Genomic DNA, 10,729 nt, shown 5'->3' with positions numbered 1-10,729 from the left:
TCCAAGCCTTTTTAGCAGAGATAGAACGAGAGATAAAACAACTCTCTACAAAAGCTGCTTAACCTTATGGGGGTGTTTTGTTCCCCGCATATCTACGAGCACCCCCACCCTTCCTAACACTTTCAAGTAATGCGTGATTCACGAAATGGGTGAATTGCGTCTCAATGTAGGAGAAAAGATATGGCACCTCGTAAAGCTATCATAACGCAAGCAGACATTGCACGAGCTTTAAGAGAAGCAAAAAAACAAAAATGCGAACTCATAGAAATCAAACCTACCGGTGAACTGCTTATCTATCTTAAAGCAGATATCCCATTACCAAACTCAACAGCACATCCTGATAAAATATGGAATTTATCTCGTGATGATTATGAATTTGATATCGTCTTATAGGTGATCACCATGCCAAAACCACGCCCCCCTCATCTCGTTAAACAAATTACTCAACATGGCAAAATTGTATGGTATGTACGTATTGGTCACGGCAAACGCATTAGAATACGCGGGACCTATGGAACGCAAGAGTTTGTTGATAACTACAAAAGCGCACTTGCCGAATTACAAGGGCTTATACTTCCTAAATCCAAAACCGGTAAACTTGTTGAAGGGTCATTTGCATGGCTGCTTAAACAGTATTTAAACAGCTCTAATTGGCATAGCCTCTCTACAGTTACAAAAAAGCAAAGAGAATACATCCTTATGAAGATATGCGATTCCGTAGGAGATATCCCATACCAAGCAATTAATAAGAAACATATCATAGCTGGAGTTGAACGGCGTAAAGAAACACCAGCAATGGCTAGAGAATTTCTGAAAGTACTTAATGGGCTTTTTAATTGGGCGATTGACCAAGGTCTTTTGGAAAACAATCCAACTTTAGGGGTCAAAAAACCTCCTCTAAAAAATAAAGGGGGCTTTCCTGTTTGGACAGAAGAAGATGTTGAGAAATATTATAAAAGATGGCCTCATGGTACCCATGAACGTGTTTGGATTGATGTTCTTCTTTACACGGGGTTGCGCCGTGGTGACGCCGTTCGTATTGGTTGGAAAGATGTTAAAGATAATATCATTCATCTCAAAACAGAAAAAAGTAAATTCCAAACAGATGTTTTTCTCCCTATTTTACCGGAATTAGCCAAAACACTTGAAGCTGGTCCTATTGGTGAGGACACATTCATTTGTAGTAAACACGGGGGGAAAATACCTAAAGAAAGATTCGGAATTACATTTTATAATGCTTGTACCCAAGCAGGTATCAAAAAAACAGCCCATGGCTTAAGAAAATTAGCAGCAACACGCGCAGCTAATTCTGGTGCAACAGTATCACAACTCAAAGCAATTTTTGGCTGGACACATGATGCTATGGCATCTCTCTACACAAAGAGCGCAGATCGCAAAAAACTCGCTCTTGAAGCCATAAAAAAGCTTCAAAAAGATGGGGGATAGAGGAAAAAAAACGTAATAGAATCAGGATTCCTCAATTCCCCCATATTAGACATAACTATTTCATTTTACTTGCTGTTTAAATCCAATAACAGAATAATTCAAAGTTTATCAAGGATAATATCTTTTAATTCAAAGCCCATGAACTATGAGCAAAAGCATCGAATGTTCTTCCACCTGTCTCTCTGTTAGGACTCGGCGGCTTTCTAGTAAAGAAATATACAAAATATGCGATTAAAGCAAAAATCGCTGTCTCCATCCCCATTAAACCCGCAACTTTTTGGACATTTTTCTCAGCCCCTTGTCCTCCAAACTGGCTAATAATCATACCAACAGCTTTAATAACTCTATTTTCTTGTGTCATTACAGAAATAAAACCAGCATTTTGAAATCTATCATTTAAAGAATCAGCATTGGCTCTTAAAATCTGTGAAAAGAAAATCGCTACTGCAACAAAACATACTATACAATGCTTGAATATTTTCATCATAACCACCTAATTACAATATTTAATAAAATAAATTTTCTTTACTGCCCCTCTAAATAGAAAACATTCCGTTATATATCAATAAAGTATATTTATCTTATTACAATAAAAATATAATACAAAATTTAATTAATAATTTTATTTAAATTGTTATTTTTATATTATATTACACTTGTAATATATCCATTACATGTTTATTTAAGAGTTGTCAATTATTTTATTTGTAATTTATACTATGTAATTTAATGATAAAAATAAATTTATTTTGTTGTTTTTTAGTTACACGCAATGTTTTTATTTTTTTATATAATATAGTAAAATAAATATTTTTATAAAATAATTTTTTCTTAGTATAGATTAAGAAAAAATATTTGCCCCAGCTACAATTAGCGTAAGCACCAGCTTAATTCTTTGATTGAAAAAGCTAAATTAAGTAAGATAAGGGATAACTTTGGTAAATGCGCCAAATCTAATGCCATAAGCTATTACACATTTCAACGATTTCACAGCCATACGTTTCTACAAAAACGTGGAATAATTTTAATAAAGTTCATTGTCTTCCACAATTATAACTTTCTAACATTAATATAATTCCACAACTTTAAGATAAAATAGAGAAATAAAAATGAATACACCTTCTTTCTAACCAAGATAAAATGATTAAAAATATAAATCATAAAAAATTTAATAATGTCCAATAAAAGCATTTTTGCACAAACCTTTTGTAATGCTAATCGTTATAATTCTTCAGTTTATCAAAATGATAATCTAGAATAGCCGTAAAATGATGTGATCGTATATTTTTTGAGTTAATACGAAAAATTTATGGATATTCAAATCAGCTCATGCCCCTTTTCATCTTAGAAAAGATATCAATCACGAAAATTAGCATAGATATATATTTTGGAAAAAAATTTAAATAACGTTGATATGGATAGATTATTTGCTAGCAAACAATCTTCTCTATTAAATCAGAGTGTTCACTACTGTGATATTTTAATCTCAATCACGACAACACTTCAATAACAGACTAAAATATAGATTCACTATAAGCTTAAAATAAAAATTTTGGAATTAATCATACATACAATGAATGAACCATAAAATACAAAAGTAATCATAACACTAGAAAATGAAAAAGCTTATCACTCTTGTTCACTATTCCTTCCTCTCTCATTTTTTCTGTGTTATTTTTAAAGTCTTGTAAAAAATATGAATTACATGCAAAAAAAATTAGCCCTTTGTAATCTCTACGCCATCAATCACATTAGTTTTATTAATGATAAGCAATAACATCTGTATAGCTCTAAGCTTAGAGAACAACACCAGATTAAAATATCATTTTTATTTATTGTAAAAGAGGATGTAAAACTCCATTTTTCTCTTATCATTGTTAAGAAAAATTGAAAAATGAGCTTATTAATATTAAAAAAATAGAAAATAATTTTTTACAAAATAATATCTTATTTAATTACTGTTTAAAATAACCCATTTAAAATAATATAAATATATTATGTTTATATTGTATGTGTTTAAATTTTATATTTCTAATTAAATAATAATATTTATAATAACACTAAAATATTACATAATAAATATCTTTCTATTAAATAAAATCATAACATGAAATAATAAATTCACAATAAAATTAAGTATAATTCTCTTAGTTTACCAGTAAAACAAATAAATATATTTAATTATGTTATTGAACTCAGTTGCATTACCATCGTTTTTGCCCGCTTTGCTTAGTGGATCCTTTTATTTCCAAGCAATTATTAACTGAATTTTGACTGCTCAGCATGCTGAAAAATCTCTATGTGATTGTTGTCTTGATAATTGCTATCATGTTGTTTGGCGAAGCTCTTAGCTTTCTATCGGGCAACTTAAAAGCTTTATTCTGTCAATTTTCTTATTGTTTAAGCAAAAACTCACCCACATAATAATAGCACCAACAAAATCCGCACAAATAACCACATTTTGCACATATAAAAATTACCCATCTTTGACAATTTTTTAGCATTATATTAGCATTATAAACGTAACAAAAATAAATTTTGCTCAGATGAGAAAACACTACTAATATTGTACACCATCTTACCATGGCTTTTGTCATCAAGCTGCCATCTAAACTCAAACTAAAACTGATCTAAAACCAAGAAATTTAACTCTCTGATTTCTGTTGTAAATTCTTTGCTCAGAGCTATAGAAATACAACTGATTTTATGCATGAATATGTCTAATAAAAAATCCTCATGTGTAAATTTTACATGCCCTATACCACCAGCATAAATAACGATAATCTACGCTATAATAGAATTATTCACTCAATTTTTTTATTTTTATAATCATGATGACTTTTATATCATCCCCCTAATCCATTAAATTTAATAATTGTTTTCTTATAGATTATGAAAGTCATGACTATAGAAAGAAAAGTGCTCGACAGAAGATATCCAATATTCCATTCGCCTTTACCAAGTAACAGGGATACAGGAAAAGAAGCAGAAAAAGCCATGGGAAGCATAAACAAAAGCCATTTTACAATGCTTGAGGGATAAATTCCTATTGGTACAAATGAAAGCTCGTAAATCATTTCATGAAAATATTCGACAGGCATCTTACGGCTAATAATAAATGTCACAAAATTAAACATCATGAAAAAACAAATATTGACGATAAAAACACAAAATATTGCAACAATAAAAGAGATCCATTTTAGCTTAAGATCATACATATCCGGTAATGATACGAACAAATAGGCACTAACATAAAGAACAAATAGCTTTATCAGATTAAGTGGTTTGCACCAACCAAACAACATCAACAACCAGATTGAAACAGGCTTTATCAAGTAGGGTTCAATTTTACCATCCGCTACTTTTTCAAAAAACGTTTCAATAGAATGAGTAAAAATATTCAAAAATATCCCAAGTAAAACAAAGACAACAAAGATAAAATGAATTTCATCTCTGCTATAGTTACCAATCTTTCCTGAAAAAGAAGATATTCTATCAATAAATATGAATTGAATAAAATAATAGCATAGAGAAAGAATAAACTCCCCAGCCAAATTCTTACCATAAACAATCTGTCGGCAGATATTCAGGCCGATAAAATGAAGGATTATTTTCATCTCAACCGCCCGCTCCATAATACATCTTCATTCCTTTATTCCAAGCAATATGAATTAAGCATAAAAGACACAAAATATAAGCAAAACTTCCGAAAAAAAACTGCTGAAACAACGCTAAATTTTGCGTCGCGAAAAACTCGGCAGGAGCTGATATCATGAAACGATAAGGATTAAATTGCATGAGTGGAATAAGCCACACCGGCCAAAAAGATGGTGGTAAAAGAACACCCCCAAGAAGCGCTGAACTGAGAATACTGAAAGAGAGTAATATATTGTACTCAATCACCCAAAAACTTAATAAGGCAATCCCGAAAGAGAGTAAAAAACAAAGCAATTGTGATAGAATAACAACCAGAAAAAAGAACAGAAAAGAGATGACCAATCCCAGAATATTTTCATAGGATAAAACAAGCTTTGCAACAAAAAGAGCCAATAACGGAATGCAATATAATACACTCTCTCCTAAAAAAGTAAAAAGTATTTGTGTCATATAACTAAAGGGTTTTGTGAGATAGACTTCTAATTGACCTTCCCTAACATGATGAGAAAAAAACTTAATCACATTATAACCATTATTTAAACGTCCTAAGACTAAAGCAAAAGCATAATAATACATCATATCATGAAAGCTAAAGCCATTTATGGTGTTTCCCATATCAGAGAAAAGTGCATTCCATAATAGAAGTTGAATAATAAATGGCGAAAGTGTCCCAATGACAATATCAGTAAAAAACATGGCTCTATCACTTAGAATAGAGAGTAATCCATTCCTTGCATAAAAAAACATGCCAAAACAATAATTAAATAAATTCTTTAAATTTAACACGGAGCATCTCCTCAAATGAGGGAGTGGACACAGAAAACGTACAGTTGAATTTAGTTGTCATTTCCCGTATGAAATGCGAATAATCTCCACGAGGTAACGAAATTTCCAATGAACATTCTTCATTGTTCAGTTTTTTATTTTTTAAAGGAGCGGACAATTTTAACGAAAGTTCATCCATTCTCTTTACAACAGCATAAAGCGCCTGCAAGTGTTCACAAAAAAATGTCACTTTCACCAAAGAAGGAAGCATATTTTTAAATGCATCAATATCACCGTAAAAGTGTTTGTTTCCTTTATGCAAGAGAAGAATATCATCAACGTAACCATCAATATCCCCCATATCATGACTTGTGATGATGTATCCCATCCCTCGCTCTCTTTTAAGTTTTGTAAGTAGCTCCCTAATTTCATGCTTAGAAGTAATATCAAGACCAATAGTTGGTTCATCTAGGAACAATAATTTAGGTCTAAAAGATAAATTAAATGCCAATTCACTTTTGACTCTCTCACCCAAACTCAGCATTCGCACTGGCTTGTCCATGATATGCGCAATACCAAGCAACTCTGCAATCTCTTTAAGGTCGCGGATAAAAGAGGTTCGTTCAATACCATATAAGGGTTGCACCATATCCAAACTGTAACGTAGAGGTAAATCCCACCATAAACAACTCTTATGACCAAAGACCACACCCAACTGTCTAAACAGATCTTTCTTGGTTTTATACGGATTAAATCCCAAGACTTTAACACTTCCCTTATCAACGAATTGTATACCAGCAAGTATTTTAATCAGTGTTGATTTACCTGCCCCGTTAGCTCCGAGGATAGCAAGAGATTGTCCTGAAAAAAGGGTAAAACTGATATCTTTCAGCACGTGATAATTCGTATATACTGGCTTAAAGAGAGAAAGCACTCTGTTTTTGAAAGAAGTTCCTCTGTCCATGCTACGGTATATTTTTGAGACGTTATTAACGTCAATCAATAATGATCCCATCAGTCACTCCTCATTTCAACTTATCCCCTCTTGGAATGTTCCCATAATCTTTGAATATCTGTTTTTTCACTGGAAAAAACGACCATGTTCTCCCCCTCCTAAAGAGCAATAAACGCACCTAAAGCTTTAATCTCCAATTTTTGGTATAGCATATTTCTTCAATCTGATGCATTCACTGAAATAAAGCATTAAGAATGCTAAAAGTTGTTTCTTCTTTTACGAAAGAAAATCTTTCGAACAAATTCAGATAAATAAAGTAAGTAGAAAAATAATTGATCATCGAAAGGAGAGCTTTGTTAATAAATCTTCATGGTGTAAGCAAAGGTACAAATAGTAAATCTATCATAAGTATATCAAATCACATTGATAACAAAACAAACCTCCTTAACAACAGGATTTTTTTGAGAGGCTACTTTTCCTCAGCATTACTATAAAATGCCTCAATTATCTCCCATGAAAAATTAAAAAACGCCTTTACACATTTCAGCAAATATCCCTTCAGATTTTATCTCATTCATCTTCCTCAACAGACACGCCTCCCCAATATACGGCCCTACAGATAAATTCAAAGGAGCAGCTTCATCAACTCAGATTATTAACGATACACCTTATCTAGAGATAATAATACAATCAATATGAATAAAGAACTGTAGAAAGAAAATTTATGATATTTCAAAATTCATCACTCAAAAACACCATTTTCTCATAGCGATTATACTAAAGCTCTCTTCAAATGACGCCCTATCCATCTCATCAAATTTATAGACAAAATTTTTACCAATCAAAAAGGATAAATGAATCTTTTTTACTCTGTTTCAGCATCACTCTCATTAAAAGACAAAAGATTAAAACTTTGAACCATATGAGGTGGTAAAGGTGCAACAATGTCCAATACTCCTCCTGAAGGATGAGGAATACGAATACGACGTGCATGAAGGTGGAGACGATTTTGAATTCCTCCTGGTAATGTCCAATTACTATCAGAAAAAAAATATTTTGAATCGCCAATGATAGGATGATCCATATGGGCAGCATGCACACGAAGCTGATGTGTTCTCCCTGTATAGGGTTCCATTTCAAGCCACGAAAGAGCCCGCCCTCGCGTATCTAAAACGCGATAGTAGGAAACCGCATGATGTGAATCTGGCTCCCCATGTTCACAAACACGCATTTTATCACCTTGTGCAGTCATTTCCTTAACCATCCACGTTGAAATTTTGTCCTGCTTTTTTTTAGGCACACCCCGAACCAACGCCCAATAAGTCTTTTTTGTTTCTCGCGCTCTAAAAGCAGCTGTTAAGGACTGAGCAGCTCCCCTTGATCGCGCAACAATAAGCACACCCGACGTCTCACGATCAAGACGATGAACCAAACGCGGCTTTTCACCTTTTTTATTGCGCCATACCTCAAGCATACTATCCATATGACGTGTTAAACCAGAGCCTCCTTGTACAGCCAACCCTGCTGGTTTATTAAAAACAAATACCTTTGGATCTTCATAAAGCAGCATTTTTTTCAAAACGGTCCCATCATCCTGCCCACGAAGTGTTTTACCCGTTATTGGAAGATTTTCTTTTTCATTAATAGGGAGAGGTGGAATACGGACAGCCTGTCCCATACAAAGACGCGTATCGGCTTTAACACGTCCACCATCAACCCGTATCTGACCAGAACGCAACAGTTTTTGCAAGACTCCAAAACCAAGTCCTGGATAATGCACTTTAAACCAGCGATCTAAGCGCATTCCATCTTCATCTGCCTCAACTTTTTTTATTTCTACGCCTGCCATGAAAGTTCCCTTGCCTGATAATTTTATTGATCTATTTTTGCGCCTTTATAAGCACAAATATAAACACAAAAATTCATATTTTAATTGGCTTTATCACACCATATTACAGTTAGTATCCAAAATTGCCTTTTCTTAACGTCCAAATTTTATTAGCTAAAAATTAAGCGTTATAAAAAAATCAATACCTTTACGCTTAACAGCGAATGGAGATAATTAACAGTGTCCTTATTCAAAACCTATGCACGTGTTCTCACTTACCTAAACAGAGAAAAAAATGCATCCCTTTTAATCTGTACCGCTAATGTTATGTTAGCGATTATCACCATTGCAGAACCTATTTTATTTGGACGGGTTATCGATTCTATTACAGAAAAAACAGGTATCATCTCTACTCTTGCCATTTGGGTTTGTTTTGGACTTTCACATATTATCGCTTATGTCCTTGTTGCTCGCGGTGCAGACCGCTTAGCCCATAGACGTCGCTTAACGGTTTTAACAGAATCTTTCGAACGTATCATTGCCATGCCGTTAATTTGGCATCAACAACGCGGAACGTCTAACGCACTCCATACACTTTTGCGCGCTATAGATTCCATGTCAACCATATGGCTTGATTTTATGCGACAACATCTCTCAACGCTTGTCGCCTTATTGGTTCTCATCCCCATAGCCTTTAATATGAATTGGCGCCTTTCAATAGTCTTGGTTGTGCTTGCCATCATCTATATATTAATTGCACGTTTAGTGATGCGAAAAACAAAAGACGGACAAGCCGCTGTAGAATGCTATCATCATAACCTTTTTAAACATGTCAGTGATTCAATCTCTAATGTTTCCATTGTACAAAGTTATAACCGAATAAAAGAAGAAACTTTCATACTGCACCAACATACAAATGCTCTGCTTAAAGCACAAAATCCTGTTCTCAATTGGTGGGCGCTCGCCAGTGGCTTAAATCGAATGGCTTCAACGATTTCAATCGTTTGTGTTCTTCTCCTTGGAGCTTTTTTTGTTGCAAAAGGTCAACTACGAGTAGGTGACGTCGTTGCTTTTGTTGGATTTGCACAACTCATGATTAGCCGCCTAGACCAAATGAGCAATTTTATTCATTGTGCAATATCCTCACAAGCAAAACTGCAAGAGTTTTTTGAAATGGAAGACTCAACCTTTCATATCAACGAACCGCAGAATCTTCCCTCCCTCCAAAATGTTAAAGGCACCATACAATTTCATCACGTGACCTATAAATTTCCAAATTCTTCTCAAGGTGTTTTTGATATTTCTTTTGAGGTTAAAGCAGGACAAACTGTTGCGATTGTAGGACCAACAGGAGCTGGAAAAACAACGTTGATCAATCTGTTGCAGCGCGTATACGACCCTACCTTTGGGCATATCTCCATTGATGGAATAAATATATGCTCGATCAATCGCGAATCTTTACGCAAATCTCTAGCAACAGTATTTCAAGACTCAGGTCTTTTCAACCGTACTATTCATGACAATATTTCAATAGGAAAAGCGAGCGCAACGAATGAAGAACTTTATGAAGCAGCAAAAATAGCAGAAGCTCACGATTTTATTCTAAAAAAAGCTGATTATTATAACACAATGGTGGGCGAACGAGGATCTCAATTATCAGGTGGAGAAAAACAGCGACTAGCAATTGCACGCGCTGTTTTAAAAAATGCCCCTATTCTCATTCTAGATGAAGCAACAAGCGCTCTTGATGTTGAAACAGAAGCACGTGTCAAAAATGCCCTTGATTGCATAAGCCATAATCGCACCACTTTCATTATAGCACATCGCCTCTCAACAGTACGCAATGCTGATGTAGTACTCTTTCTAGAACATGGTCATTTAATTGAAAAAGGAAGCTTTCAAGAATTAATCGAGAGAGGCGGACGTTTTTCTCAATTCTTAAAAGCCAGTGGTTTAACAATCAAACCACCAGAAATAGAAGGAGAAAATGAAAACGTCATCCTCTTACATGAAGCCATAGCATCATAAAATTGATACTCTTCACAAATCTCATGTAAGAAATACCTCTTCAATACACC

General features: G+C 34.0%; 8 protein-coding genes. 3 read left to right on the top strand and 5 right to left on the bottom strand.

Going from position 1 to position 10,729, the window contains the following annotated elements:
• The first annotated feature begins 180 nt into the window (after positions 1-180).
• Both ACFIML_RS07740 and ACFIML_RS07735 read left to right on the top strand, forming a co-directional pair.
• Positions 181-393, top strand: coding sequence for a hypothetical protein (locus ACFIML_RS07740; RefSeq protein WP_375610653.1), 213 nt, complete (start codon positions 181-183; stop codon positions 391-393).
• Positions 394-402: 9 nt separating this feature from the next.
• On the top strand, positions 403-1,446 hold the full coding sequence (locus ACFIML_RS07735; RefSeq protein WP_375607178.1) for a tyrosine-type recombinase/integrase: 1,044 nt from the start codon (positions 403-405) through the stop codon (positions 1,444-1,446).
• A 124-nt stretch (positions 1,447-1,570) separates the two neighbouring features.
• On the opposite strand, the gene ACFIML_RS07730 is transcribed toward ACFIML_RS07735, so the two are convergent.
• From ACFIML_RS07730 to ACFIML_RS07710, 5 genes are all read right to left on the bottom strand, one after another.
• Positions 1,571-1,930 (bottom strand): hypothetical protein, encoded by a 360-nt coding sequence (locus tag ACFIML_RS07730; protein ID WP_375606730.1) that lies wholly within the window; start codon positions 1,928-1,930, stop codon positions 1,571-1,573.
• Between the two features lie 2,362 nt (positions 1,931-4,292).
• Positions 4,293-5,081, bottom strand: coding sequence for an ABC-2 family transporter protein (locus tag ACFIML_RS07725; RefSeq protein WP_375687805.1), 789 nt, complete (start codon positions 5,079-5,081; stop codon positions 4,293-4,295).
• Positions 5,065-5,799, bottom strand: coding sequence for an ABC-2 family transporter protein (locus ACFIML_RS07720; protein ID WP_375687803.1), 735 nt, complete (start codon positions 5,797-5,799; stop codon positions 5,065-5,067). The genes ACFIML_RS07725 and ACFIML_RS07720 overlap by 17 nt, the downstream gene beginning before the upstream one ends.
• Before the next feature lie 64 nt (positions 5,800-5,863).
• Positions 5,864-6,883 carry an ATP-binding cassette domain-containing protein gene (locus ACFIML_RS07715; protein ID WP_375606698.1) on the bottom strand — a complete coding sequence of 340 codons (1,020 nt, stop codon included), beginning with the start codon at positions 6,881-6,883 and terminating at the stop codon, positions 5,864-5,866.
• A gap of 805 nt (positions 6,884-7,688) precedes the next feature.
• Positions 7,689-8,672 carry an RluA family pseudouridine synthase gene (locus ACFIML_RS07710; protein ID WP_375687801.1) on the bottom strand — a complete coding sequence of 328 codons (984 nt, stop codon included), beginning with the start codon at positions 8,670-8,672 and terminating at the stop codon, positions 7,689-7,691.
• A 219-nt stretch (positions 8,673-8,891) separates the two neighbouring features.
• On the opposite strand from ACFIML_RS07710, the gene ACFIML_RS07705 reads away from it, so the two are divergent.
• Complete coding sequence (locus tag ACFIML_RS07705) at positions 8,892-10,679, top strand: glucan ABC transporter ATP-binding protein/ permease (RefSeq protein WP_375687799.1); 1,788 nt, start codon at positions 8,892-8,894, stop codon at positions 10,677-10,679.
• Positions 10,680-10,729: the final 50 nt, after the last annotated feature.

This window comes from Bartonella sp. AC62GZZY (assembly GCF_042196525.1).
Lineage (GTDB): Bacteria > Pseudomonadota > Alphaproteobacteria > Rhizobiales > Rhizobiaceae > Bartonella.
The sequence above is the reverse complement of the archived record's forward strand: the minus strand, read 5'-3'. Positions and strand labels throughout refer to the sequence as shown.

Coding starts and splice junctions, on each gene's coding strand:
- ACFIML_RS07710 (WP_375687801.1), bottom strand. CDS start 8,672: ATGGCAGGCGTAGAAATAAAAAAAGTTGAGGCAGATGAAGATGGAATG.
- ACFIML_RS07725 (WP_375687805.1), bottom strand. CDS start 5,081: ATGGAGCGGGCGGTTGAGATGAAAATAATCCTTCATTTTATCGGCCTG.
- ACFIML_RS07730 (WP_375606730.1), bottom strand. CDS start 1,930: ATGAAAATATTCAAGCATTGTATAGTATGTTTTGTTGCAGTAGCGATT.
- ACFIML_RS07740 (WP_375610653.1), top strand. CDS start 181: ATGGCACCTCGTAAAGCTATCATAACGCAAGCAGACATTGCACGAGCT.
- ACFIML_RS07720 (WP_375687803.1), bottom strand. CDS start 5,799: ATGTTTTTTACTGATATTGTCATTGGGACACTTTCGCCATTTATTATT.
- ACFIML_RS07735 (WP_375607178.1), top strand. CDS start 403: ATGCCAAAACCACGCCCCCCTCATCTCGTTAAACAAATTACTCAACAT.
- ACFIML_RS07715 (WP_375606698.1), bottom strand. CDS start 6,883: ATGGGATCATTATTGATTGACGTTAATAACGTCTCAAAAATATACCGT.